Origin of the sequence: Microbacterium sp. NPDC079356 (assembly GCF_049545465.1) — a bacterium.
GTDB classification, from domain to species: domain Bacteria; phylum Actinomycetota; class Actinomycetes; order Actinomycetales; family Microbacteriaceae; genus Microbacterium; species Microbacterium gawkjiense.
In genome coordinates this window covers 392,784-418,570 of record NZ_JBMWDN010000002.1, presented here as the reverse complement: position 1 = coordinate 418,570, position 25,787 = coordinate 392,784, and the positions used below count along the sequence as shown (strand labels likewise).

20 protein-coding genes are annotated in these 25,787 nt (G+C 72.2%); 11 read left to right on the top strand and 9 right to left on the bottom strand.

What is annotated here, in order from left to right; translation table 11 throughout:
* Nucleotides 1-8: 8 nt before the first annotated feature.
* The 3 genes from ACPEH0_RS06830 to ACPEH0_RS06820 form a co-directional block, all read right to left on the bottom strand.
* Nucleotides 9-4,772: an ATP-dependent helicase gene (locus tag ACPEH0_RS06830; RefSeq protein ID WP_366213697.1), complete on the bottom strand. Its 4,764-nt coding sequence runs from the start codon at nt 4,770-4,772 to the stop codon at nt 9-11.
* A 59-nt stretch (nt 4,773-4,831) separates the two neighbouring features.
* On the bottom strand, nt 4,832-6,526 hold the full coding sequence (locus ACPEH0_RS06825) for an ABC-F family ATP-binding cassette domain-containing protein (protein WP_366213698.1): 1,695 nt from the start codon (nt 6,524-6,526) through the stop codon (nt 4,832-4,834).
* Nucleotides 6,527-6,811: 285 nt separating this feature from the next.
* Nucleotides 6,812-7,471 carry an alpha/beta hydrolase gene (locus tag ACPEH0_RS06820; RefSeq protein ID WP_359920230.1) on the bottom strand — a complete coding sequence of 220 codons (660 nt, stop codon included), beginning with the start codon at nt 7,469-7,471 and terminating at the stop codon, nt 6,812-6,814.
* A gap of 92 nt (nt 7,472-7,563) precedes the next feature.
* On the opposite strand from ACPEH0_RS06820, the gene ACPEH0_RS06815 reads away from it, so the two are divergent.
* Nucleotides 7,564-8,190 carry an NUDIX hydrolase family protein gene (locus tag ACPEH0_RS06815; protein WP_423719431.1) on the top strand — a complete coding sequence of 209 codons (627 nt, stop codon included), beginning with the start codon at nt 7,564-7,566 and terminating at the stop codon, nt 8,188-8,190.
* Nucleotides 8,191-8,193: 3 nt separating this feature from the next.
* Here the strand turns inward: ACPEH0_RS06815 and ACPEH0_RS06810 are convergent, their stop codons facing one another.
* Nucleotides 8,194-9,261, bottom strand: coding sequence for a threonine aldolase family protein (locus ACPEH0_RS06810; RefSeq protein WP_366213699.1), 1,068 nt, complete (start codon nt 9,259-9,261; stop codon nt 8,194-8,196).
* A 63-nt stretch (nt 9,262-9,324) separates the two neighbouring features.
* On the opposite strand from ACPEH0_RS06810, the gene ACPEH0_RS06805 reads away from it, so the two are divergent.
* Nucleotides 9,325-10,740, top strand: coding sequence for an MFS transporter (locus ACPEH0_RS06805; protein WP_366213700.1), 1,416 nt, complete (start codon nt 9,325-9,327; stop codon nt 10,738-10,740).
* A 60-nt stretch (nt 10,741-10,800) separates the two neighbouring features.
* Here ACPEH0_RS06805 and ACPEH0_RS06800 read toward each other — a convergent pair whose 3' ends face one another.
* Nucleotides 10,801-12,213: a DUF6421 family protein gene (locus tag ACPEH0_RS06800; RefSeq protein WP_366213701.1), complete on the bottom strand. Its 1,413-nt coding sequence runs from the start codon at nt 12,211-12,213 to the stop codon at nt 10,801-10,803.
* Nucleotides 12,214-12,331: 118 nt separating this feature from the next.
* Here ACPEH0_RS06800 and ACPEH0_RS06795 point away from each other — a divergent pair, with 118 nt between their 5' ends.
* From ACPEH0_RS06795 to ACPEH0_RS06770, 6 genes are all read left to right on the top strand, one after another.
* Complete coding sequence (locus ACPEH0_RS06795) at nt 12,332-12,790, top strand: Lrp/AsnC family transcriptional regulator (protein ID WP_217529504.1); 459 nt, start codon at nt 12,332-12,334, stop codon at nt 12,788-12,790.
* Between the two features lie 180 nt (nt 12,791-12,970).
* A complete protein-coding gene (locus ACPEH0_RS06790) occupies nt 12,971-13,918 on the top strand; it encodes a diacylglycerol/lipid kinase family protein (RefSeq protein ID WP_366213702.1) in 948 nt (315 codons plus the stop codon).
* A gap of 59 nt (nt 13,919-13,977) precedes the next feature.
* Nucleotides 13,978-15,141, top strand: a complete 1,164-nt coding sequence (locus ACPEH0_RS06785; protein ID WP_366213703.1) for a sensor histidine kinase — start codon at nt 13,978-13,980, stop codon at nt 15,139-15,141.
* A 19-nt stretch (nt 15,142-15,160) separates the two neighbouring features.
* The gene (locus ACPEH0_RS06780; RefSeq protein WP_366213704.1) at nt 15,161-15,802 is read left to right on the top strand and encodes a response regulator transcription factor; all 642 of its coding nucleotides are present in this window, start codon (nt 15,161-15,163) and stop codon (nt 15,800-15,802) included.
* Between the two features lie 101 nt (nt 15,803-15,903).
* Entirely contained in the window at nt 15,904-16,665 is a 762-nt protein-coding gene (locus tag ACPEH0_RS06775; protein WP_217529498.1) for an ABC transporter ATP-binding protein, read from the top strand.
* On the top strand, nt 16,662-18,131 hold the full coding sequence (locus ACPEH0_RS06770) for an ABC transporter permease (RefSeq protein ID WP_366213705.1): 1,470 nt from the start codon (nt 16,662-16,664) through the stop codon (nt 18,129-18,131). The genes ACPEH0_RS06775 and ACPEH0_RS06770 overlap by 4 nt, the downstream gene beginning before the upstream one ends.
* A 72-nt stretch (nt 18,132-18,203) precedes the next feature.
* Here the strand turns inward: ACPEH0_RS06770 and ACPEH0_RS06765 are convergent, their stop codons facing one another.
* Nucleotides 18,204-18,710 (bottom strand): hypothetical protein, encoded by a 507-nt coding sequence (locus ACPEH0_RS06765; protein ID WP_366213706.1) that lies wholly within the window; start codon nt 18,708-18,710, stop codon nt 18,204-18,206.
* A 90-nt stretch (nt 18,711-18,800) separates the two neighbouring features.
* Here ACPEH0_RS06765 and ACPEH0_RS06760 point away from each other — a divergent pair, with 90 nt between their 5' ends.
* Both ACPEH0_RS06760 and ACPEH0_RS06755 read left to right on the top strand, forming a co-directional pair.
* Nucleotides 18,801-21,260: a beta-glucosidase gene (locus tag ACPEH0_RS06760; protein ID WP_366213707.1), complete on the top strand. Its 2,460-nt coding sequence runs from the start codon at nt 18,801-18,803 to the stop codon at nt 21,258-21,260.
* Nucleotides 21,257-21,916, top strand: a complete 660-nt coding sequence (locus tag ACPEH0_RS06755; protein WP_359920256.1) for a 2-phosphosulfolactate phosphatase — start codon at nt 21,257-21,259, stop codon at nt 21,914-21,916. Before ACPEH0_RS06760 ends, ACPEH0_RS06755 begins: the two co-directional genes overlap by 4 nt.
* Here ACPEH0_RS06755 and ACPEH0_RS06750 read toward each other — a convergent pair.
* The 3 genes from ACPEH0_RS06750 to ACPEH0_RS06740 form a co-directional block, all read right to left on the bottom strand.
* Nucleotides 21,903-22,391 (bottom strand): SprT-like domain-containing protein, encoded by a 489-nt coding sequence (locus ACPEH0_RS06750; RefSeq protein WP_217529482.1) that lies wholly within the window; start codon nt 22,389-22,391, stop codon nt 21,903-21,905. The genes ACPEH0_RS06755 and ACPEH0_RS06750 overlap by 14 nt on opposite strands.
* Before the next feature lie 43 nt (nt 22,392-22,434).
* A complete protein-coding gene (locus ACPEH0_RS06745) occupies nt 22,435-22,962 on the bottom strand; it encodes a hypothetical protein (RefSeq protein WP_064003759.1) in 528 nt (175 codons plus the stop codon).
* A gap of 88 nt (nt 22,963-23,050) precedes the next feature.
* Nucleotides 23,051-23,914 (bottom strand): spermidine synthase, encoded by an 864-nt coding sequence (locus ACPEH0_RS06740; RefSeq protein ID WP_366213708.1) that lies wholly within the window; start codon nt 23,912-23,914, stop codon nt 23,051-23,053.
* Between the two features lie 149 nt (nt 23,915-24,063).
* Between ACPEH0_RS06740 and ACPEH0_RS06735 the strand changes: the two genes are divergently transcribed.
* Complete coding sequence (locus ACPEH0_RS06735) at nt 24,064-25,734, top strand: ABC transporter substrate-binding protein (protein WP_366213709.1); 1,671 nt, start codon at nt 24,064-24,066, stop codon at nt 25,732-25,734.
* Nucleotides 25,735-25,787 lie beyond the last annotated feature (53 nt).

Sequence of the window (25,787 nt, the reverse complement as noted above, 5' to 3'; positions counted from 1 at the left end):
CGGCCTCCCTACGCTCGCTGCGGCTCGCGAGCCCCGCGCCGCAGCGTGAGGCCCTTCGGCGATTCGACGAACCCGGCGTCGCGCAGGGCGCGGCCCGCAGCGGTCGTGTAGACGAACGCGCCGCTGACCTGCTCGATCGTGAGGGTGTCGAGCTTCCGCGCGCGGGCGGTGTCGACGAGGCTGCGGGCGGCGGCGGCGAGGATCTCCTCGTCGTCGGTGAAGGCCAGCGCCGTGCGCCCGCCGCGCTCGAGGTACAGCACGAGGGCGCCGTCCACGAGCACGACGAGCCCGCCCGCCTTGCGCCCGGGCCGGTGGTTCACACCCTCGAGCGCGGGCCAGGTGAGCGCCGCACCGTAGGGGTTCGCCGGGTCGGTCGCGGCGAGCGTCCGCGCGGTGAGCGGCGCGGGCTCGGGCACCGACGCGAACTCGCGCAACCGGTCGACGGTGGCGGACGTCGCGAACTGGGCGGCGCCCAGCTTCTCGACGAAGTAGCCGCGGCGGCAGTGCCCGGCATCCTCGAATCCGGCGAGGATCCGGTAGACCTGCGCGAACCCGCCGGGCACGCCCTCGGACTGCACCGAGCCGCGCGTGACGACGCCGTAGCGCTCGAGCAGCAGACCGGCCGTCGCCGTCGCCCGCAGCGTCGCGTCGGTGTCGGGCGTCGGCAGCAGCGACCACCGCCCGCCCACCATCGCGGGACGCTGCGGTGCGGGACGTGCGGCGGCCGCGATCGGCGTGCCGCGGAACATGCGGCTGCGCGGTGTGCGCCGGCTCACGCGGTGAGCCTGCGACCCGCCGCCGAGCAGCCCCCGGACCGGGGCGAACGTGTCGTTGGTCACCCGCCCCGACCAGGTCAGGTTCCACAGCGCGTCGATGACGGACTGCTCGTTCGGCGCCTCGACCATGCCGGCGAGCTGGCCCGCGAAGTACGCGCCGCCCGCGCTGAGCGCGTCGAGGATCGACTGCTCGAACGGCGTGGGCTCGTCGTCGGGCGTCTGCAGGGTGAGGGATGCCGCATCCGCGGGGTGCAGGGCGATCCAGCCGTCCCGACCGGGCAGCGAGCCGTGACCCGACCACAGCACCTCGCCGGTCGCGGTGAGCTCGTCGAGCAGTGCGGGCGAATAGTCGCGGACGCGCGAGGGGAGGATGAGGGACTCCCACGCGCTCGCCGGCAGCGGGACACCCGCCAGCTGCTCGACGACGGCGAGCACCCCGTCGACCCCCTCGAGCGGACGCGTCAGATGCTGCCAGACCGGCAGGAAGCGGCCGAGCGCGTCGGGGGCGACGGGTTCGACGCTGCCGCGGATCGCGGCGAGCGACCGCATCCGGATCCGGCGCAGCACCTCGCTGTCGCACCATTCCAGGTCGTCGGTGTGCGCGGAGTCGGCGGGCAGGAAGAATCCGCTCGCCAGGCGCCCCTGCGCCTCGACTCGCTGCAGCGTCTGGCGCGCGACCGCACCGCCGACGCCGAGGCGGGTCGCGACGTCGGAGGTGCGGAACGGGCCGTGCGTGCGCGCGTAGCGGGCGACGAGGTCGGCGAGCGGATCGGCGACGGGTTCGAGGAAGGCGGTCGGGATGCCGACGGGCAGCGCCGCCCCGAGGGCGTCGCGCAGGCGGCCCGCGTCCTCGATGCCCGCGACGCGTGCGACGCCGCCGAACGTGACGCGGATCGCCCGGCGTGCCTCGACGAGCTCGTCGAGGAGCGCGGCGGCGTCCGCTTCGGTCGCGGCCGGCGCCGGCGCGTCGGGATCGACGGACGCTCCCTCGAGCCGCTCGGCGACCTCGGCGGCCGAGAGCGGACCGAGCAGACGCAGCAGGTCGGCGACACCCTCGACGCCGCGGACCCGCCGCGTCGGGTCGAGCCGCTGCAGTTCGCGCTCGTACTGCTCGATGACCCCCGGGTCGAGCAGCTCGCGCATCTCGATCTTGCCGAGCAGCTCGCTCAGCAGCGCCGGATCGACCGAGAGCGCGGCGGCGCGACGCTCGGCGAGGGGCGAGTCGCCCTCGTACATGAACGCCCCGACATATCCGAAGAGCAGGTCGCGCGCGTACGGCGACGGCGAGCTGGTCGTCGTCTCGACGAGACGGATGCGGCGGTCCGCGATGCTCCGCGCGATGCGGAGAAGGGCGGGCAGGTCGTAGACGTCCTGCAGCACCTCGCGCAGGGTCTCGAGGATGATCGGGAAGGTCGGATGCTCCTTCGCGACCTCGAGCAGTTGCGCGGAGCGCTGCCGCTGCTGCCAGAGCGGCGATCGCTTGTTCGGGTTGAGGCGCGGCAGGAGGAGGGCACGGGCGGCGCACTCGCGGAAGCGCGAGGCGAACAGCGCGGAGCCGCCGACCTCGGAGGTCACGAGCTGCTCGAGCTCGTCGGCGTCGAAGACGAAGAGCTCTGCGCCCGGCGGCTCGGCATCGGTGTCGGGCACGCGCGCGATGATCCCGTCGTCGCTGGCGACGGCGGCGCCCTCGACGCCGAGACGCTCGCGGATGCGCGCGTTCACGGCCAGCGCCCACGGGGCGTGCACGTGCATGCCGTACGGGGAATGGAGGATGACGCGCCAGTCGCCGACCTCGTCGCGCGACCGCTCGACGGTCAGTGTCTTGTCGGTCGGCAGGCTGCCCGTGGCCTCGCGCTGCTCGCCGATGTAGGCGAGCAGGTTGCCGATCGCGTTGTCGTCGAGGCCGGACTCGCGCAGCCGCTCGGTCGCCTTCTCGGGCTTCGCCGTCGACAGCTCGCGCGAGAACTTGCCGAGCGCTTCGCCGAGCTCGGCGGGGCGGCCGAGGCCGTCGCCGTGCCAGAACGGCAGCTTGCCCGGCTGCCCGTACGCGGGCAGGACGTTGACGCGGTCGTGGGTGATCTCGACGATGCGCCAGCTCGTCGTGCCGAGGGTGAAGACGTCGCCGACGCGCGATTCGTAGACCATCTCCTCGTCGAGCTCGCCGACGCGGGCGTTGCGGGCCTCGCCCGAGATGAAGACGCCGAACAGCCCCCGGTCGGGGATCGTGCCGCCGCTGGTGACCGCGATGCGCTGCGCACCGGGCCGCCCGGTGATGGTGCCGGCATCCCGATCCCACACGACGCGGGGGCGCAGTTCGGCGAACGCGTCGGACGGATAGCGCCCTGCGAGCAGGTCGAGCGTCGCCTCGTACGCCGAGCGCGGCAGCGAACGGAACGGGGCCGACCGCTTGACCGTCTCGAACCACCCCTCGACGTCGAGGACGGCCACGGCGGAGGCGGCGATCGTCTGCTGGGCGAGGATGTCGAGCGGGTTCTGCGGCACCGAGATCGCCTCGATCTGGCCCGCCAGCATCCGCTCGGTGACGACCGCGGTGTGCAGGACGTCGCCGCGGTGCTTGGGAAAGAGCGCGGCTCGGCTGACCTCGCCGACCTGGTGGCCCGCGCGCCCGACGCGCTGCAGACCGGAGGCCGCCGAGGGCGGCGCCTCGACCTGGATGACGAGGTCGACGGCGCCCATGTCGATGCCGAGCTCGAGGCTGCTCGTCGCGACGACGCAGCGCAGCGCGCCCGACTTCAGCTCGTCCTCGACCTGCGCGCGCTGCTCCTTCGACACCGAGCCGTGGTGCGCTTTCGCGAGGATCGCCTCGACGCCGGTCGAGGCCCCCGCCTGCGCCGCCCTGACCGCTCCTCCAGACGTCGCATTCGCGACGCCCGGAGCCTCTGCTCCCGGGACCCTCATTGCCGCGGGCACGGTCTGGTCGGGCACGTCGATGCCGACGCGCTCGGCGTAGATCTCGTTCAGTCGGCCGGTCAGCCGTTCGGCGAGCCGGCGCGAGTTCGAGAACACGATCGTCGAGCGGTGCGCGAGGATGCGGTCGACGATCGCCTCTTCGACGTGCGGCCAGACCGACCCCGTCATCTCGGACGACTGCGGCGGCGTGTACCAGTTGCCGCCGTCGCCGTCATCGTCGCCGTCATCGTCGTCATCGGTCGCGACGGGCGCCTCCTCCTCGGGCGCACCCGGCGGCGGGGGCGGGTTCGTGAGGTCGTCGATCGGGACGACCACCGAGAGGTCGAAGGCCTTGCTCGCCTTCGGCGCGACGATGTCCACCGGAGCCGCGCCGCCGAGGAACCGGGCGACCTCGTCGATCGGACGCACCGTCGCCGACAGTCCGATGCGCTGCGCCGGGGTGTCGAGCAGGGCGTCGAGCCGCTCGAGACTGACGGCGAGGTGGGCGCCGCGCTTCGTCGCGGCCACGGCGTGGACCTCGTCCACGATGACGGTGTGGATGCCGCGCAGCGTCTCGGCCGCCTGCGAGGTCAGCATGAGGTACAGCGACTCGGGCGTCGTGATGAGGATGTCCGGCGGATCCGCGAGCAGGCGGCGCCGGTCGGCGGAGGGCGTGTCGCCGGATCGGACGCCGACCGTGACGTCGGGCGCCGGCATCCCCAGCCGCCGGGCCGACTGGCCGATGCCTACCAGCGGGGAACGGAGGTTGCGCTCGACGTCGACGCCGAGCGCTTTGAGTGGGGAGACGTAGAGGACGCGTGTACGGGGGGAAGCGGCATCCGCTCGCTTCTTCGTCGGCTTCGCGTCTTGCCTCGGCGCCTCGGCGACACGGTCGCGGAAGATGCGGTCGAGGGCCCACAGGAATGCCGACAGCGTCTTGCCCGAGCCGGTGGGCGCGACGACGAGGGCGTGCTTGCCCGCCGAGATCGCCTGCCAGGCGCCGGCCTGCGCCGCGGTCGGGGCGTGGAAGGCGCCGCGGAACCAGTCCTGCGTCGCAGGACTGAAGCGCTCGAGCACGTCCGCCATGCTCCTATCATCACGCGGACCACCGACATCGGGCCGGGGCTTGCGCCCCGGCCCGCGCGTCAGAGCTCCGTCATCCGGCCGTCCCGCAGTTCCAGCGTGAGGTCGGGACCGATCCGCTCGAGGAACACGTCGTCGTGGCTGACCACGAGCACGGCGCCCCGATACGCCGCGACGGCGTCGACGAGCTGGTCGACCGTGTCGAGGTCGAGGTTGTTCGTCGGCTCGTCCAACACCAGGAGCTGCGGCGCCGGGTCGGCGAGCAGCAGCCGGGCGAGTGCGACGCGGAACCGTTCGCCGCCCGACAGCGCCGACACCGGCCGCAGCACCGTGTCGCCGCGGATGAGGAACCGGGCAAGCCGGTTCCGCAGCTCGGCGTCGCCGACGCCGGGCGCCCCGGCGCGGACGTTCACCAGCACCGACGCGGCCTCGTCGAGCCCGTCGACCCGCTGCGACAGGTATCCGATCCGGTCGGTGTGCGCCTCGGCGGTGACGTCGTGATGTGCCGAGTGCAGGGCCGAAGCTGCATCCGACCCCGTCTCGCCCCCTTCGCCGCCGGCTGAACCTGCATTCGGCACAGAAAGCGCCCGACCGGGGATCCCGACCGCCCCCGCCGAGGCGACGAGCCGTTCGAGCAGCGTCGTCTTGCCCGCGCCGTTCGGCCCCACGAGCGCCACGCGCTCGGGCCCCTGGATGGTCCAGGAGCGCTCGCCGTCGCCGATCGTCGCGATGCGCCGACCGGTGCCGACGCCGGGGTCGGGCAGGTCGATGTGCACGGTGTCGTCGTCGCGCACGCGTCGGCCGGCGGTGTCGACGGCGGCCCGGGCGGCCTCGACCTTCTCGTTCGCCTCGACGCGCAGCTTGCCGGCGGTGACCTCGGCGGAGCGCTTCATGGCGCCCAGCACGATCTTCGGCGCCGCCTTCTTCGCGGCGAGCTTCTTGCCGTGCGCGTTCCGCATGGCGATCGCCGACTCGACCTGCTGCCGGTCGCGCTTCTCGCGCCGGAGCAGCTGCCGCGCGGCGGTCTCGGCCTGCACGGCCGCGGCCTGCTCGGTGTCGAGCCACGCCTTCCACGCGGAGTACGGGCCGCCGAACACCGAGAGCTCATGCTCGTAGAGTTCGGCGGTGTCGTCGAGCTCCTCGAGCAGCGCGACGTCGTGGCTGACCACGATCAGCGTGCCGCGCCACGTGCGCACGAGTTCGTGCACCCGCGCCCGCGCGTCGCGGTCGAGGTTGTTCGTCGGCTCGTCCAGCAGCGCGATCTCGGCGCCGCGCAGCCGCACGCCGACGAGCGCGGCGAGCACCGCCTCGCCGCCCGACAGCTCGCCGACACGGCGGTCGAGCGCCCCGTCGGGCAGGCCGACCTCGGCGAGGGCCGCCGTCGCACGTGCTTCGACGTCCCAGTCGTCGCCGACGGTGTCGAAGTGCCGCTCGTCGACGTCGCCGCGCTCGATCGCCCGGACGGCGTCGAGCACCGGCGCGATCCCGAGCACGTCGGCGACGCGGCGTCCGGTGTCGAGCGTGAGCTGCTGCGGCAGCAGGTCCACGCGTCCGGCCGTCGAGATGGACCCGGATGCCGGGACGAGGGTCCCCGCGATGAGTTTCAGCAGTGTCGACTTGCCGCTGCCGTTTCGCCCGACGAGGCCGGTGCGGCCGCCGCCGAAGGCGCCGGACACGTCGCTCAGCGCGACGGTGCCGCCGGGCCAGGCGTAGGTGACGCGGTCGAGGGTGACCGCGGAGGTGAGAGTGGTGGGCATGAGCGCCTCCCTGTGAGCGGGGTACGCGGACGCCGGCGTCGACGGTCCGGGTGCAGCGCTGGATGCAGCCGGGCAGCACGAGGTGCTGCGGTCGAAGGGGGACGGTCCGCGCCGGTCGGTGAATCGATCACCGGGCGGACCGTCGGAATCGTCCTCGAGGAGGGTCGACGGGTCAGCGCGGGATCACAGCGCGATCGCGTCGATTGCCTTCAACGGCTCTTCCTCACACTCGGGACAGGGACCGGACCATGGTAGCCGCGACGACGAGCGGATGCCAGGGGCCGATCAGCCCGCGCGCTTCGCGAGCTGCTTCTCGAGGAACACCCGCACGTCGCCGAGCTCCTCCTCCGAGACGCTGTGCGCCAGGTTCGGGTACACGCGTCCGCTGAGCTCGACGTGGCCCGGCAGCCACTGCGCCGTGTGGTCGACGAAGCGCGGCGGGATGACCTCGTCGCGCGCGCCGCGCCCCCAGAACACCGGCGGGCGCACCTCGGCGAGCTCGGCGTCGCCGGGATGCGGCTCGGGGAACGCGTAGCCCGCGAGGTTCACCGCGAACGCCGCGTCGCGGGGCCGCATCCGCAGCATCTGCAGTGCGATGACCCCGCCCTGCGAGAAGCCCAGAAGGCCGACGGATGCCGCGTCCCCTCGCACCTCGTCGACCCAGTCCCAGACCGCCTCGGCACTGGCGAGCACCTCGCCGTGGTCGCGGCTCTCGACGCCATCGATCGTGAACCACGAGTACCCGGGCATCGGGAACCGGGGGGCGAGCGGGGCCCGCACGGCGGCGACGACGAACGCGGAGGGCAGGTGCGGCACGAGCCCGAACAGGTCGCCCTCGTGCGAGCCGTACCCGTGCAGCAGCACGAGCAGCGGGCGGTCGCCGCGCTCCTCGGCGGGCGCGGACCACAGGACGACATCGGGATCGAGCGGTGAGGCGGCGGCCATGCGTCCATCCTGCACCAGGCCGTCGACACCCGTGCGGGCTGCGGGAGGCGCGCGCGGGGCGGCGCGGCATCCGCTCGGGTATACATGGAGGCATGGCCGTCCGCACTCCCGACCCCGACCCGAACGAGCGCGACGACGAGGGGGCCGTGCGCGATCCGCTGCGGGGGCTCGGCTCGTCGATGGGGCGTCCCGGCTCGGCGAGCAATCCGGCCTGGTTGAGCGACGTCGAGCTCGCGGAGGCGCGTCGGCGTCTGCCGATGCTCTACGTCGAGGCGGTGCCGGTGCGCCTGGACGGCATGGGAGCGGTGACCGAGGTCGGCATCCTGCTGCGCGCGACCCCGATGGGGGAGATCTCCCGCACGATCGTGTCGGGCCGTGTGCGGTACGGCGAGACGGTGCGCGACGCGCTGTTCCGTCACCTCGAGAACGACCTCGGCCCGATGGCCTTCCCGCTGCTGCCGCCGCAGCCCGCGCCGTTCACGGTCGCGGAGTACTTCCCGATCCCGGGCGTCAGCGCGTTCCACGACGACCGGCAGCACGCGGTGTCTCTCGCCTTCGTCGTGCCGGTGACGGGAACGTGCGAACCGCGTCAGGACGCCCTCGAGGTGACGTGGATGTCGCCCGAGGAGGCGGCATCCGACGCTCTCGCCGCCGAGATGGAGGGCGGCCGGTCGACGCTCGTGCGGCAGGCGCTGGCCTCGGTCGGCGCCCTGCGCTGAGCTTCAGCCGCGGGTCAGGCGCGAGAGCTCGGCGACGAACGCGTCGACGTCCGACTCGGTCGTGTCGAACGAGCACATCCAGCGCACCTCGTTCTTTGAGGCATCCCAGTCGTAGAAGCGGAACGACTCGCGCAGCCGGTCGGCGACGCCGTCGGGCAGGATCGCGAACACGCCGTTGGCCTGCGTGGGCTGGCTGAAGCGCACCCCGGCGATCGACCCGTCCGTGAGCCCGGCCTCGACGGCGGAGCGCAGGCGCGCGGCCATCGCGTTGGCGTGGCGGGCGTTGCGCAGGTAGAGGTTGTCCTCGTACAGCGCGATCAGCTGCGCCGAGACGAAGCGCATCTTCGACGAGAGCTGCATGTTGAGCTTGCGCAGGAAGGGGAGCCCGGCGGATGCCGCGGGGTCGAGCACGACGATCGCCTCGGCCGCGAGCGCGCCGTTCTTCGTGCCGCCGGCGCTGACGACGTCGACGCCCGCGTCGAGCGTGAACGCGCGGATCGGCAGGTCGAGTGCGGCGGCCGCGTTCGAGAGCCGTGCGCCGTCGAGGTGCAGTCGCATGCCGCGCGCGTGCGCGTGGTCAGCGAGGGCCCGGATCTCGTCGGGCGTGTAGAGGGTGCCGAGCTCGGTCGACTGCGTGATCGAGACGACGAGCGGCTGCGCGCGGTGCTCGTCGCCCCAGCCCCACGCCTCGCGGTCGACGAGCTCGGGGGTGAGCTTGCCGTCGTCGGTGGGCACGTTCAGGATCTTGATGCCCGCGACCTTCTCGGGAGCGCCGCCCTCGTCGACGTTGATGTGGGCGGTGGATGCCGCGACCACGGCGCCCCAGCGCGGGAGCATCGACTGCAGGCCGGTGACGTTCGCCCCGGTGCCGTTGAAGACGGGGAACGCCTGCGCGTCGTCGCCGAAGTGGCGGGCGAAGACGTGCTGCAGGCGCTCGGTGTAGAGGTCCTCGCCGTAGGCGATCTGATGTCCGTCGTTCGCTGCGGCGAGGGCCGCCAGCACCTCGGGGTGCACCCCTGAGTAGTTGTCGCTGGCGAAGGAACGGATCGTCGGATCGTGGAGCGTCGTCACCCCTCCAGCCTAGGTCGCGCGGAGGCTCTTTCCCGTGTCGGAGGCCGGCGATACCCTCGCGGCATGAGCGACGCGACGCCGGCATCCCGCACCGTCCCGCCCGGCGGCGTGCGCACGTTCCTGCACGTGCTGGTGAACACGGCCGTCGCGAACGTCACGACGAGCTTCCTGTGGTTCGCCCTGACCTTCTGGGTGTACCTCGAGACAGAGTCCGTGCTCGCGACGGGCATCATCGGCGGCGCCTACATGCTGCTGCTCGCGATCTTCGGCATGGTCTTCGGCACCCTCGTCGACCGGTTCCGCAAGCACGCCGTCATGGTGTTCTCCGGGGTCTTCACCCTCGCCGCCTTCCTCGCCGCCGGCGCGATCTACCTCGCGCAGCCCGAGTCCGCGATCCTCGACCTCGGCGGCCCCTGGTTCTGGCTCTTCTCGGGCATCATCCTCATCGGCGCGGTGGTCGAGAACCTCCGCAACATCGCCCTGTCGACGACCGTGACGCTGCTGGTCCCCACCGAGCGCCATGCCAACGCGAACGGTCTCGTCGGCACCGTGCAGGGCATCGCGTTCATCGTGACGAGCGCCCTGTCGGGTCTCGCTGTCGGCTTCGTCGGCATGGGTGGCACGCTCGCCGTCGCGATCGCCTTCACCGCGGTCCCGCTCGTCCACCTGTTGTTCGTGCGCATCCCCGAAGACGCGCCGACGCCCGACCCGGGCTCCAAGATCCTCGACATCCGAGGTGCCGCGGCGGCCATCCGCGCCGTCCCCGGGCTGTTCGCGCTCATCCTCTTCTCCACCTTCAACAACCTCATCGGCGGCCTCTACATGGCGCTGATGGACCCCTACGGTCTCGAACTCTTCGACGTGAAGATCTGGGGCGTCGTCCTCGCGGTGACCGCGACCGGCTTCCTCATCGGCGGCGGCATCGTCGCCGCGAAGGGACTCGGCACGAAACCGATCCGCACGCTCCTGCTCGCGGTCGCGGCGATGGGACTGCTCGGTGCGGTCTTCACCCTGCGGGAGTGGTGGTGGCTCTACGCCCTGGGCATCTGGGCGTACATGACGCTCGTCCCCGTGATCGAGTCCGCCGAGCAGACCGTCATCCAGAAGGTCGTGCCGTTCGAGCGCCAGGGGCGGGTGTTCGGCGCCGCGACGGCCCTCGAGGTGTCGACCGGGCCGATCACGTCGTTCGCGATCGCCCCGATCGCCGAGTTCTGGATCATCCCCGCCCTGCGCACCGACGAGGGCCGGCGCACCTGGTCGTGGCTGCTCGGCGAGGGCGAGATGCGCGGGATCGCGCTCATCTTCCTCATCGGCGGGCTCGTCATGGTGGCCGCGGCGCTCGCCGCCTTCCTCACCCGCTCCTACCGGACGCTCTCCGCCGAGTACCGCGAGGCGCCCGAGACGACCGAAGCGGATGCCGCGGCCCCCGGCATCCCGTCGTCGTCCCGCGAAGCGGCGGGCGGCGTCGCGGGCGAGTGAGGCGCACGCGTGCACTGACCCGCGGCGGCCGGCATCCCCCCGGAGCCGGCCGCCGGCGGATCAGGCGTCGGTGGCCCGGATGCCGGCCACGCCCGCGATCACGGGACGCATCTTCTTCTCGAGGGCCTCGAAGAACATCGACAGCGGGAACTCGTCGTCCATCACGGCGTCGGTGTAGCCCTTCGGGGGACCGGCCAGGATCTCGTCCGACAGGCCGCGGGCCCACTGCGAGGCGGGGTGGGGGGTGACCGTCTGGCGGACGAGGTCGTAGGCGGCGAGCCAGTGCGCGACCTTCGGACGGTCGATCGACTCCCAGTAGAGCCGGTCGATCGCGTCGCTCAGGGCGATGACGGCGTCGGCGACACGGTCCCATTCGAACGCCAGCGAGGTATCGGTCCAGTGCAGCACGCCGCGCTGGTGCAACCACGCGAACAGCAGTTGCCCGCCGAGCCCGTCGTAGTTGCGCACGCGCGTGCCGGTGATCGCGAAGCGGAAGATGCGGTCGAAGATGACGGCGAACTGGACGAGGCCGGCGTGCTCGAGCATCTCGGTCTCGGCATCCGTCAGCTGGGCCTTCGCCGACAGGTCCTTCTCGATGGCGACGCACTCGCGGAAGGCGGTGAGGTCGCAGCGCAGCTCCTCGAGCGAGTACAGGAAGAACGGCATCCGCTGCTTGATCATGAACGGGTCGAACGGCAGATCGCCGCGCATGTGCGTGCGGTCGTGGATGAGGTCCCACATCACGAACGTCTTCTCGGCGAGACGCTGGTCGTCGAGCAGCCGCGCGGCGGCGTCGGGCAGGTCGAGCCGGGTGATGTCCGCGGCGGCGCGCACGACGCGGCGGTAGCGGGCCGCCTCGCGGTCCTGGAAGATCGCGCCCCACGTGAAGGTCGGGATCTCGCGCATCGCGACGGTCTCGGGGAAGAGTACGGCCGAGTTCGTGTCGTAGCCGGGCGTGAAGTCGAGCAGGCGGAACGACACGAACAGGCGGTTCGTGTAGGTCTGCTCGAGCTCGGCGATGAACTCGGGCCAGATCGTCTCGACGAGGACGGCCTCGACCTTGCGGTCGCGGGTGCCGTTCTGCGTGTACATCGGGAAGACCACGAGGTGGCGCAGGCCGTCGATGCGGTGCTCCTGCGGCTGGAAGGCGACGAGCGAGTCGAGGAAGTCGGGCACCCCGAACCCCTCCGACACCCAGCGCTCGAAGTCCGCGACGCTCACTTCGAGGTAGGCGGCGTCGTGCGGGAAGGCGGGGGAGAGCGAGCGGATGCCGGCGGTGATCGCCTCGACGTGGCGGCGGGCGGCGTCGTGGTCGGCGGCGTCGGGCACCGAGCCGTCGGTGGTCTGCAGTTCCTGCAGGGCGGTCGCGGCATCCCGCAGCATCGCCCAGGCCGTGGAGGTCTCGGCCGTGCGGGCGTCCTCGACGACCTCGGGCATCCCGATGATCGTCGGCGCAGTGGTGACGGTGCTCATGGTGGACCTCCTGTCGGTTCCTCACGGTTTCCTCGCGCTGTTGCGGGAAGATTTCCGGTCATTTCAGCGTAAGGCCGTAAGGATCTCGTGTGCAACCCGCCTGCGGTACGGTCGGAGCGTGGCCGCAGACGAGACCGACACCGCCGACACCGCGATCATCGCCGCACTCTCGGCCAACGCGCGCGCGACGCTCAACGAGCTGTCCGCGGTCGCCGGGCTCTCGGTCTCGGCGACGCAGGCGCGCGTGCGCCGGCTCGAAGCGCGCGGGCTCATCTCGGGGTACCGCGCCGTCATCGACCCCGAGGTCGCGGGCAAGCCGCTCGCCGCGTTCGTCGAGATCACCCCGCTCGACCCCGGGCAGCCCGACAACGCCCCCGAGCTCATCGCGCACCTCGATGAGATCGAGGCGTGCCACTCGATCGCCGGCGACGCGGCGTACATGCTGTTCGTGCGCGTGGCCACCCCGCGCGACCTCGAGCGGCTGATCCGCGACATCCGCTCGGCCGCCTCGGTGGGCACCCGCACGACCGTCGTCCTGCAGACCTTCTTCGAGCACCGTCCGCTCTCGCCGGCCTGACCCGCCCCCGCCCCTCACCGCCGAGTCACCACTCGGTTGCCGAATCACCATCGCGATGTCGCCAATTCGGTGGTGATTCGGCACAGGGGCGGTGATTCGGCGCCGGGCGGTGCGCGTCGGCGAACCGCGTGCGGGTGTCAAGGGGAGGCGACGGACCCCGAGGCCGCCTACCGTGGCGGCATGAGCGACACCCCGATCGGTTTCGAGGTCCTCGTCGTCGCCAACGCCCGCTCGGGCGCCTCTCTCGGGCGACCCGATCGCGTCCCCGACGTGCAGCGACGGATGCCGGGCGCCACCGTGCACCGCCTGGGTGAGGACGAGACCCTCGACGACGTCGTCGCGGCGGCCGTGGCCGACGACAGTCCGCCGCGGGTCCTCGCGATCCTCGGCGGCGATGGGTCGGTCTCGCGCGCCGCGCACCTCGCGCGCCGCCACGACCTCACCCTCCTGGTGCTGCCGAACGGCACGTTCAACCACTTCGCGCGCTCGGCGGGGATCGAGGACGTCGACGCCGGGCTCGATGCCTACGCGGCGGGACACGTGCGTCCGGTCGCGGTCGCCGAGGTCTCGGTCGACGGCGGCGATCCGATCACGGTCCTTAACGCGGTCTCGCTCGGGGCGTATCCCGAGTTCCTCGCCGAGCGCGAGCGCCGCACGAGCCTCGGCAAGTGGTGGGGCGGCGCGGTCGCCGCCTGGCGCGCGGTTTACGGCGCCCACCCCGTCGACGTCGTCCGCGGCGGCAAGCGCGCCCGCGTGTGGTCGGTGTTCGCGGGCGTCGGGCGCAACGACCCCGACCACATCGCGACGATGCAGCGGGCCACCCTGCACGACGCCGTCATCGACGTCCGCGTCCACCACGCCCGCGGGTCGCGGCTGCGGGCCGTCGCCTCGCTCGCCTTCGGCAAGAACACCGTCAAGCTCCTCCGCGCGCTGCGGGTGATGCCCCCGGCATCCGATCTGGAACGGATCCTCGACGAGGACTTCGAACTCGAGGTGGCCGCCGGCAGCGCGCCCGACATCTGGGTGCACGACGGCGAGCTCGAAGAGGTCGGCGCCGACGGATTCCGGATGCGGGTGCGCGCGGTCGCAGACGGTCTGCGGGTCTACCTTCCCGCCGCCGACGGCTGAGCGCGGGATACATCCCGGGGCGGATGCCGCGCCGCCGCCGACCGCGTAGCGTCGGGGGAGTGTTCCGCAAGCTCCGCCCCTCCCAGGCCGCCGTCGATGCGGCCGTCGCGGTGCTGTTCGCGCTGGTGGCGCTGCCGTACGAGCTGAACACCGGCACGATGTCGTCACCCATCGGCGGGTGGTCGGCGGTCCCGGTCGTCTTCCTCCTGGCGGGCGCCCTCGGCCTGCGACGATTCTCGCCGGGTCTCGCGCTCGCCGTCGCCTGGGTCGGCGCCGTCGTGCAGATGGGTCTGGACCGGGGGCCGAGCTTCGCCGACATCGCGATCTTCGCCGTCCTGTACGCGACGGCGGCCTACGGGTCGCGCCGCGTCTTCTGGTTGGGTCTGTCCTCCGTCGTGCTCGGCGCCGGGACCATCACGGCCTACCTCTTCCGCTGGGCGTTCCTCGGCACGGGCTCGCTGTCCGACATCCCGACCCTGATCTTCGTCCTGCTCGCCGCCCTCTTCGCACTCGGCCTCTCGTGGACCGCCGGCGCACTCGTCCGCACCGCCCTCCGCGCCCGAGCGAACCGCGCGGCGCAGTCGCGGGCCGAGGAGGAGACCGCGGCCGAGCAGGAGCGCACCCGCATCGCCCGCGACATGCACGACATCGTCGCGCACTCGCTGGCCGTCATCATCGCGCAGTCCGACGGCGCCCGGTACGCCGCGGCATCCGATCCCAAGGCGCAGTCCGACGCCCTCGGCACGATCTCGTCAACGGCGCGCGCTGCGCTGTCGGACGTGCGCCTGCTGCTCACGCAGATGCGTCACTCGCAGGCCGAGGGGCCGCAGCCGACGCTCGCCGACCTCGAGCAGCTCTACGCGCAGGTGCGGGCGGCGGGCACGCCGCTGCGCGTCGACGTCGACCCCGCTCCCACCGCCGAGGTCCCCGCCTCGGTGCAGCTCGCCGTGTACCGGATCCTGCAGGAGGCCCTGACCAACGCGATCCGCCACGGCGGCGACGGCGGAGTCGACGTCGCGCTCGCGTGGCATCCGGACCGCGTCGACCTGTCGGTGCGGAACGACCTCGGCGACGTGTCGACGGGTGAGAAGCGCGCCCCCGGTCACGGGCTCATCGGCATGCGCGAGCGGGCGCAGCTGATCGGCGGCCGCCTGGACGCCGCCCCCGCCGGAACGTCCTTCCTCGTGTCGGGATCGCTGCCGATCGGCGCGCCCGCCGCATGATCCCCACTGGAGACCCCGCATGACCCCGATCCGCGTCGTCCTCGTCGACGACCAGGCCCTCTTCCGCGCCGGCATCCGCATGGTCGTCGCCTCGCAGCCCGACCTCGAGGTCGTCGGCGAGGCCTCCGACGGCGCGCAGGCCATCGAGGTCGTCCGCGCGACCCGGCCCGACGTCGTGATGATGGACATCCGGATGCCGGTGATGGACGGACTCGCCGCGACCGAGGCGCTGCTGGCCGACCCCGATCCGCCCAGGGTCGTCATGCTCACGACGTTCGACCTCGACGAGGCCGCCGCGCGGGCGATCCAGCGCGGCGCCAGCGGGTTCCTGCTGAAGGACGCCGACCCCGAGTTCCTGCTCGCGGCGATCCGCACGGTCCACGCCGGGTCGTCGGTCATCGCCGCGTCGGCGACCCGCGACCTGTTCGCCTCGCTCGGCGGGCCGACCCGTCCGATCCCGCCCGCCTTCGACGCCCTCACCGAGCGCGAGCGCGAGATCTTCGGGCTCGCGGCACGGGGCCTGTCCAACGCCGAGATCGCCGCGCGCGAGTTCCTCTCCGAGGCCACCGTGAAGACGCACGTCAGCCGCATCCTCGCCAAGTTGAGCCTGCGCGACCGCGTGCAGCTCGTCGTCTTCGCGTTCGAGCACGGCCTGGCCTGACCCACCGTCGCGACGGGGGATGCCGGATCATCCTCACGATGTACGCGGAGGCACCGTCAGGCCGACGCGGCGCGGGCGGCCTCCTCCGTAGCGTCGAAGACATGGAGATCACGACCACCGACCTGGGCCTCGCCGCCCGCGTCCAGCACCTGACCAAGACCTACGGCGGGGGCGAGTCGATCGTCCGCGCACTCGACGACGTGACCGTCGGCATCCGCCGCGGGGAGTTCACCGCGATCATGGGCCCGTCGGGCTCGGGCAAGTCCACCCTCATGCACATCATGGCGGGACTCGACGCCCCGGCCTCCGGCCGCGTCTGGATCGGCGACACCGACATCACGGGCCTGTCCGACGTCGAGCTGACGATCCTGCGCCGCCGCCGGGTGGGCTTCGTCTTCCAGTCCTTCAACCTGGTCCCGACCCTCGATGCGATCGGCAACATCCTGCTGCCCTTCGACCTCGACGGTCGCCGGCCGACCACGCAGGAGCGCGCCCGCATCGACGGACTCGTCGAGACGCTGGGCCTCGGCCCGCGCCTGCGGCACCGCCCCCACCAGCTCTCGGGCGGGCAGCAGCAGCGCGTCGCGATCGCCCGCGCCCTCGCGACGGCGCCCGACCTCGTCTTCGCCGACGAGCCGACCGGCAACCTCGACTCCCGCAGCGGGCGCGAGGTGCTCTCGCTGCTCGCCGCCGCGAGCACCGAGCACGGTCAGTCCATCGCCATGGTCACGCACGACCCGGTCGCCGCGTCGTACGCCGATCGCGTGCTCTTCCTCGGCGACGGCCGCATCGTCGCCGACAAGCCCCGTCAGAGCGCCGAGCAGATCTCGGCCCACATGCTCAGCGCGGAGGTGACCGCGTGACCGCGCTCGCCGCTCCGGCCGCCCCCGTCACCGCCGTGCCGGAGCCCGCTCGGACCTCTCGGCTCGCCTGGTTGCGGGAACGCGGGATGGGGGCCACGATCCTCGTCTCGGCCATCTCGACCGCGTTCGGTGTCGTTCTGCTCTCGGCCACCGGGTACCTCTCGAACGCGCTTGGGTCGAACCCGGAGTACGGGGACTCCGGCACGATGACCCTCGTGCTGATGCTGCTCAGCGGCATCCTGCTCGCCGTGGCCGTCTACGTCGCCGCGATCGTGACCGCCAACACCTTCTCGACGATCATCGCCGGCCGCACCCGCCGGATCGCGCTCCTGCGTCTGATCGGCGCGACCGCCCGGTCGCAGCGCACCGAGGTCGCCCGCCAGGGTCTCATCGTCGGCGCGATCGGCGCCGTCCTCGGCCTCGTCGTGACGACGATCCTCATGCTCGTCGCCGTCCCGTTCCTCAACCGCGCCCTCGAGGTGACGTCGTCCTGGTCGCCCGTGCAGCCGTCGCTTCTCGTGCCGACCGTCGCCGTCGCCCTCACCACCTGGATCGCGGCCTGGTCCGGGTCGCGTCGGGTGCTCACCGTCACGCCGCTCCAGGCGCTCGGCGGATCGGTCGAGCGCTCGCGGGAGGAGATCGCCGAGAATCGTGGGCGCAAGGTCGCCGCCCTCGTCCTCGGTGTGATCGGCGCCGTCCTGCTGGGCGGGGGACTGTTGCTCGGGCTGCTGAGCCCGATCGGCGTGCTCGTCGCCTTCTTCGGCGGGCTGTGCAGCTTCACCGCCGTCTCGATGAGCGCGGTCTCGATCATGCCGCCGCTGCTGAAGGCCACCGGCCGCTTCTTCGGGAAGTCGGTCACCGCGCGGCTGGCCGCCGAGAACGCCGTCCGGTACCCGGAGCGGTCGAGCCGCATGGCCATCGGCGTCGTCATGGGCGTCGCGCTCGTCGTGATGTTCGCGGTCGCGGCCGAGTCGGCCAAGTCCCTCGTCACCGCCTCGAGCGGCGGCGAACCCGACGCAGCCTTCAACCAGATGATGGACACCTTCTCGACGGTCATGATGTCTCTCGTCGCCGTCAGTGCGGTGATCGCGGCGGTCGGCCTCGTGAACCTCCTCACGATCGGCATCGTGCAGCGCAAGCGTGAGCTCGGGCTCCTGCGGGCGCTGGGTCTCACCTCGGCGCAGATCCGCCGGATGGTCCTCATCGAGGCGGCGCACGTCACGGTCACGGCGCTGCTGTTCGGGCTCGTCCTTGGCGTCCTCTACGGCTGGGTCGCCGCGCAGTCGCTGCTCGGCTCGGTCGCGATGCCGCCGCTGTGGCAGTCGCCGACGTTCGTCGCACCCGCGATCCCGCTGCTGCCGGTGGCGATCGTGATCGTCGCCACCGCCGCCCTCACCCTCGGCGCCGCCGTCGCCCCGACGCGGATCGCGACCCGCACGGTGCCCGTCGAGGCTCTGTCGGAGTAGGCGCTCGCGGAGTGAGACCGTCGCCCCTCCGCGCGACCTGTCCGGGTCGCTAGGAGGGGCGGCATCCGTCGGTCAGGCGTCCTCGGCGGCCGGCGGGTCGTACGACCACGTCGGCGCGAGCGCGCGAAGACGGATGCCGCGGTACTGCCACGCCGCCCACAGCATCGGCCACAGCGGCACCGCCGCGATCCCGCCGATCGTGAGGCGATCGCGCCACAGCGTCCGCGACGGATCGCCCGGCAGCGGGCTGACCGCCATCTGGTGGTCCCAGACGTCGAGCGCCGCGAGGGGACCGGTGAGCGGGATGCCGCTGTCGCGGAAGATTCGCACCGGACCGTTCGCGTCCTCGGTGTAGCGGTCGCTCGCGTGGATCAGCTGCTGACCGACGGGGAGGAGGCCGAGGGCGCGGATCTCGACCGGGACGTCGGCGCCCGGCTCGAACGAGGTCGGGAGCAAGGCGGCCATCGGCGCCATGTCGAGGAGCGGTCCGTACAGTTCGGTGACCGCCCGCGGCGAGTGCAGGGCGCGCCACGCCGCATCCGCGGTGCAGTCGAGTTCGAGTTTCAGCAGGATCCGCATGCCTCCACTCTCGCATTCCGGCGGGGGAGTCGGTACGTTGGGAGCGCTCCCATACTCCCGTCGCCTCGGCGACCCTTGCGAAAGACCGCCATGCCCCTCGAACCCGCCATCGAATCCGGCGACCGCTCGCACACGCTCGCTCCCGTCGAGTCCGTTGCGCAGATCTCGTCGATGCTGCTCGACACCGACCCGACCCTCGATCCCGCCCTCGCCGAGATCGCGCGGGCGACCGCCACCGAGGGTGTCGTGCTGCTGACGAACGACGGCACGCTGCCGCTCGGCGAGCGCACCGTCGCGGTCTTCGGGCGGGTGCAGGTGGACTGGTTCGCCGTCGGCTACGGCTCGGGCGGCGACGTCAAGGTGCCCTACATCTGGAACCTGCTCGCCGGGCTCCGCGACGCGGGTGTCCGCGTCGACGACGACCTCGCGACCCTTTACTCGACGTGGTCCGCCGAGAACCGGCCGGTGTTCACCGCCAACTGGGGCCAGTGGCCGCACCACTTCCCCGAGATGCCCATCGCTGACGCCGAGGTCGCGGCCGCGGCATCCCGTGCCGACACGGCGGTCGTCGCCATCGGCCGCGCGGCGGGCGAGGCGCGCGACAGCATCCTCGAGCCCGGCAGCTACTACCTGACGCCGGAGGAGAGCGCCCTCCTCGACGCCGTGACCGCGCACTTCGAGCGTGTGGTGGTCGTCGTGGACGCGGGTAACGTGATGGACCTGTCGTGGGTCGTCGCGTACGGCGACCGGATCAGCGCCGTGCTGCTGGCCTGGCAGGGCGGCATGGAGGGTGCCCGCGCCGTCGCGGGGGTGCTCGCCGGCGAATCGGCCCCCAGCGGCAAGCTGACCGACACGATCGCCCTCAGCTACGAGGACTACCCCAGTGCGCCGAACTTCGGTCACCTCGACGTCAACGTTTACGCCGAGGACGTCTTCGTCGGCTACCGCTACTTCGAGACGTTCGCCCCCGACCGGGTGCTGTTCCCGTTCGGGCACGGCCTGTCGTACACGACGTTCGAGCTGGCGACGACGGTGAGGACGGATGCCGGTGCCCTGACCCTCGAGGCCGTCGTCACCAACACGGGGGCCGTCACCGGAAAGGAGGTCGTGCAGGTCTACACCGGCGCTCCGGACGGCGCCCTCGGCAAGCCCGCCCGTCAGCTCGCGGCGTTCGGCAAGACCGGGCTGCTCGCGCCCGGGGCGAGCGAGACGGTCCGGCTCACGGTGCGTCTCGACGACCTCGCCTCGTACGACGACGCCGGCGCGACCGGTACCCGCAGCGCCTGGGTCCTCGAAGCCGGCGAGTACCCCGTGTTCGTGGGGACCGACGTGCGCTCGGCGACGCGCGTGGCGGCGTTCGACGTGCCCGAGACGCGGGTCGTGCGCACGGCCGCCGAGGTCGCCGCCCCGGTCCTGCCCTTCGAGCGACTCACGCTCGCGCGAGCGGCGGACGGCTCGGCCGTCGTCGCCCACGAGACCGTCCCCACGCGCACCGTCGCGCGGGCCGACCGGATCCTCACCACCCTGCCCGCCGAGATCCCACACACGGGCGACAGGGGTGTCGACCTCGCCGACGTCGCCGCGGGTGCGGCATCCCTCGACGACTTCGTCGCGCAGCTGAGCGATGAGGAACTGTCGCTCCTCGCCCGCGGCGACGTCACGATGGACAGCCCGCTGGGGGCCGCCGGCAACGCGGGCGTGCTGGGCGGGGTGTCCGAGTCGCTGCGCGCCAAGGGCGTGCCGCCGATCACGACGACCGACGGGCCGAGCGGCATCCGCCTCGCGGCCTACGCCTCGTTGCTGCCCTCGGGGACGGCGTTCGCCTCGACCTGGAACGTCCCGCTCATCGAGGAGCTCGCCGCGCTGCACGGCCAGGAGATGCTGCGCAAGGGCTCGGACGTGCTGCTCAGCCCGGGCATGAACATCCACCGCGACCCCCTGTGCGGGCGCAACTTCGAGTACTTCAGCGAGGACCCGGTCGTCTCGGGACGCATCGCCGCCGCCGTCGTGCGCGGCGTGCAGAGCACCGGACTCGCCGCCTGTCCGAAGCACTTCGCCGCGAACAACCAGGAGACCAACCGCACCCGCAACGACTCGCGGGTCTCCGAACGCGCGCTGCGCGAGATCTACCTGCGCGGCTTCGAGATCTGCGTGCGCGAAGCCGCGCCCCGCGTGATCATGACGTCGTACAACCAGATCAACGGGGTGTGGGCGCACTACCACCACGACCTCGCGACGGTCGTCCTGCGGGGCGAGTGGGGGTACGAGGGCACGGTCATCACCGACTGGTGGATCGAGGAGTCCGCCGACCCCGATTTCCCCGCCCTCGCGGACAACGCCTACCGCGTCCGTGCGCAGGTGGACGTCCTCATGCCCGGCGGGGTCAAGCGCGACGGCGCGCCGCAGGCGTACGCCGACACGTCGATCCTCGACTCGCTCGCCTGCGCGGACGGACTCACCCGCGGTGAACTGCAGCGCACGGCGCGGAACGTCCTCGGCCTCGCGCTCGCGCTGAAGCCGGTCGTCGACGCTCGTACGCTGGAGGGATGACCGCGAGCCCATTCGACCAGTCCCGCTACCAACTGCGTTTCGACTGGGGGCAGGAGGGCCTGCGCCGCCTCGCCCCCGCGGACGTGGTCGTCGTGGTCGACGTCCTGCGGTTCTCGTCGACCGTGTCGGCGCGGATCGTGGGCGGCGAGACCGTGCCGCACGACGACGCGGCCCACGCCGTTTCGCGCAACGGCGCCGCCGTCGCCTCGGCCGCCGCGGACGCGGGCGCGGTCGTCTTCCTGGGGTGCCTGCGCAACGCGACCGCGGTCGCGCACGCCGTGCTGGCCGAGCAGAACCGCCGCGCGGCGCGGACGAGCGTCAACGTGATCGCGGCGGGGGAGCTGTCCGGGCAGGGGGATGCCGCGGTCCTCCGCTTCTCGGTCGAGGACCAGCTGGGCGCGGGCGCGGTGTTCGCCGCCCTCGAGGCGCTCGGCCTCGACCATTCGTCGCCGGAGGCGGCGGCGGCATCCGAGTCCTTCCGCGGGCTCCGTTCCGCCGTCCGTCACCTGCTGACGGCGAGCGGCTCGGGGCAGGAGCTGCTCGAGGCCGACCGCCGCGCCGAGGTGCTCGCCGCCGCGGTCCACGACGCCGACGATGCGGTGCCGGTCCTGCGCGGCGGCGTGTGGCGGGCGTACGAGGCGATCAGCGCGGAGTGAGGGCGGCCCGCCGCGTCTCGGCGGTGATCTCGCGCCGCCGCCAGGTGATGAGGTGGCGCGGATCGAACGTCGGTGCGCAGCGTGCGCACGAGGTCGCCCGCGTGGCCTTGCGGTGCCGGTAGGCGACGTGCCCCGCGGGGCAGACCCCGACCCAGGGGGCGAGCTCGGTCGCCGTCTCACCGCGGTGCGTCACGCCGCCGGTGTAGCCGAGCGAGCGCGCGATGCGCTTCCAGTCCGCGCCGTGACCGGCGGCGGCGCCCGCGATCGCGTGGGCGATCTCGTGCAGGATCGTCTGCCGGTTGGTCTCGGCGTCGTACCGCGCGGCGAGGTAGCGCGAGAGCGTGATGCGCTTGCGCAGGTAGTCGCACGCGCCCGCGCGCCGTTTGGCGTTGTCGAACGCGAAGCTCCACGAGTCGTCGAGCAGCTGCCGCAGCAGGGACTCCGCCTCGCGGCGGACGTCGATCAGATCGCTCATGCCAGCACGATAGAACGGATGTACGACACTCGCCGGGAACGGCTCAGCTGGCGACCGTGGAACGGTTGCGGCGCCGGTCGACGGCGTCGATCGCGAGCAGCGTCGACTCGAGCTGCTCCTCGGGCGCCCCGGCCTCCTGCCGCAGGAAGAGCGCCTTCTTGAAGTCCGCGCGCGCCGACGCATCGTCGCCGGCGTCGAAGTGCACCTTCCCGCGGTGCTGGCAGCCGAACGCGGCCACCGCCGCCCAGCCCTGGCCCTCGGCCTCTTCGACGCACGTGTTGAGTTCGTGGATCGCGGCCGCGTAGGCGCCGCGGAACTGCTGGACGGTGGCGTGCAGCATCCGTGCGCGCAGCAGGTCCTTGCGTGTCCCGGCCATCCGCGCGAGACGGACCGACTCCTCCGACACCACGAGCGCGTCGTCGAGACGGCCGGTCACCTTGAGGAGCCACACCTTCTCGAGCATCGCCGCGAGGCTGCGCTGCTCGCCGAGCTCGACGAGCCGTGCCTGGCATTCGTCGAGGTCGACGATCTCTCGGAGTGTCTCCGGGTCGTATCCCTTGATGAAGCCCACGGCCAATCCTTCCCACCCAGCGACGTGTGCCTCCAGTGTCGCCGGGCGGGACCCGGAATCGGCTGAGGGCGCGCCGCGCGTCGTGGCCTCAGCGGTCGAAGACGGATGCGGCGGGCTTCGGCGACGGGGTGGCGTCGGCATCCGTCATGATCCGCGCATCGCGCGCGAACGCCTCGAGCTCGGCGCCGTGGGCGACCTTCGCGGGGTGCGGCCCCGCCGCCATGAGCCGCGGCAGCCAGTCCATCGGCAGCGGAGCGGGAGAGGCGGCGATGACGATGTTGCCGAACCGACCGCTCTTGAGTGTGCCGACCTCGGCGAGGATCACGACGTGCTCGAGCACCGAGCGCACGGTCGCGACCTGACGGCGCGCGAAGGCCAGCCCGCTGCCGTCGGCGATGTTGACGAGCAGGATGCCGGTGGGTGCGAGCAGCCCCGCGAGGATGCGGTAGTACTCCACGCTCGTGATGTGGGCGGGGGTCTGGGCGCCCGCGAACACGTCGGAGACGACGAGGTCGACGTTGCCGACGAGCCCCGCGGGCAGGCGCGCCGCGACGTCGCGCGCGTCGCCGATGCGTACCCGGAGCTGTCCCGTGCGGGGGAGCGGCAGGTGCGCGCGGACCAGGTCGACGAGCGCCTGCTCCAGCTCGATCACCTGCTGCCGCGACCCCGGCCGGGTGTGCTCGACGTACCGCGGCAGGGTCATGGCGCCCGCACCGAGGTGCACGGCCGTGAGGGGCTCGCCCGGCATCCCGACCTGGTCGATCACCGCACCCATCCGGGCGACGTACTCGAAGTGGAGGTGCGACGGATCGTCGAGGTCCACGTGCGACTGGGGGGTCGTGTCGACGATCAGTTCCCAGCCGCCGGCGAAACGACCCGGCACGATGCGCGCCTGCCGGCCGTCGGACAGTCTCGCGACAGGCGGGTCGATCGGGTCGCGGGAGCGGGCCATTCGTCTACGGTAGCCCGCAGGAAGAAACACGATCGAGATGCAGATGTAACCGCTTGCCCGCAGTGCGGCAGGTAGCGTCAGCGGCATCCCTTCGGCAACGTCGCCCTCCAGGCGCATCGCCGACGAGCCTCATCGGAAGGTGCACAGCAATGCTCCCCATGTCCAGGAAGCGGGTGGTCGCGGGCGCCGCGGCCCTCGTCATCGGTGCGCTCGCGCTCAGCGCGTGCGCCAGTCAGCGCGGCGGCGAGACCGAAGGCGAAGGCTCGGCCGACGTCGACGGCACGTTCGTCTTCGGCGCCTCGGCCGACCCGGCCAGCCTCGACCCCGCCTTCGCCCAGGACGGCGAGACGTTCCGCGTCTCGCGTCAGATCTTCGAGGGTCTCGTCGGCACCAAGCCCGGCACTGCCGACCCGGCGCCGCTCCTCGCGGAGTCGTGGGAGGTCTCGGACGACTCGCTGAGCTACACGTTCGCCCTCAAGAAGGACGTCACGTTCCACGACGGCACGCCGTTCAACGCGGAGGCCGTCTGCGCCAACTTCGACCGTTGGTACAACTGGGAGGGCCTGGCCGCCAGCGAGGCGCTCGGCTACTACTACAACAAGCTCTTCAAGGGTTACGCGTCGAGCCCCGACACCGCGGTCTACGACTCCTGCACGCCCGACGGCGACGACTCGGTCACCATCGCGCTGAAGAAGCCCTTCGCCGGTTTCGTCGCGGCGCTGTCGCTCCCCGCCTTCGGGATGCAGTCGCCGACCGCCCTCGAGGAGTACAAGGCCGACGAGGTCGGCGGCACCGCCGAGGCTCCGACGCTCAGCGAGTACGCGATGGGTCACCCCGTCGGCACCGGTCCCTACAAGTTCGACGAGTGGTCGCCGGGCGAGCAGCTGACGCTGAGCTCGTACGAGGACTACTGGGGCGACGCCGGCCAGATCGACGAGATCATCTTCCGCGTGATCGACGACCCGACCGCCCGCCGTCAGGCGCTCGAGTCGGGCTCCATCGACGGGTACGACCTCGTCGGCCCCGCCGATACGGCCGCTCTCGAGGAGGACGGCTACAAGATGGTGTCGCGTCCTCCCTTCACGATCCTCTACCTCGCCTTCAACCAGGCGGTCCCGGAGCTGCAGGACCCGAAGGTCCGTGAGGCTCTCTCGTACGCCGTCGACAAGGACGCGCTCATCTCGCAGGTCCTCCCCGAGGGCACCGAGAAGGCGACGCAGTTCATGCCGCCGACCGTCAACGGCTGGAACGCCGACGTCACGACGTACGACTACGACCCCGAGAAGGCGAAGCAGCTGCTCGCCGAGGCCGGCTACGACGAGGCCAACCCGCTGGCGCTGACCTTCAACTACCCGGTCAACGTCTCGCGTCCGTACATGCCGGACCCCGAGCAGATCTTCACGGTGCTGTCGAAGCAGCTGAACGAGGTCGGCGTCGAGACCACGCCGCAGTCGAACGAGTGGGGCGAGTACCTCGACCTCATCACCGGCGGCACGGACCACGGCATCCACCTGCTCGGCTGGACCGGCGACTACAACGACACCGACAACTTCCTCGGCGTCTTCTTCGGCCAGAAGTCGGCGGAGTGGGGCTTCGACAACCCCGAGCTGTTCTCCGCGCTGACCGACGCCCGCGGCATCGCGGACCTCGACGAGCAGACGCAGGTGTACTCCGACATCAACGAGCAGGTCGCCGAGTTCATCCCCGGTGTCCCGCTCGCCCACCCGGCTCCCACCCTGGCCTTCGACCCCCGCGTCGAGAGCTACCCGGCGAGCCCCGTGAACGATGAGGTGTTCAGCGAGATCGTCCTCACGAAGTAAGCCGATCGAGGCGGCCCCGGCCGCCTGACCGGTGCGGGGCGGGACACCCTCCC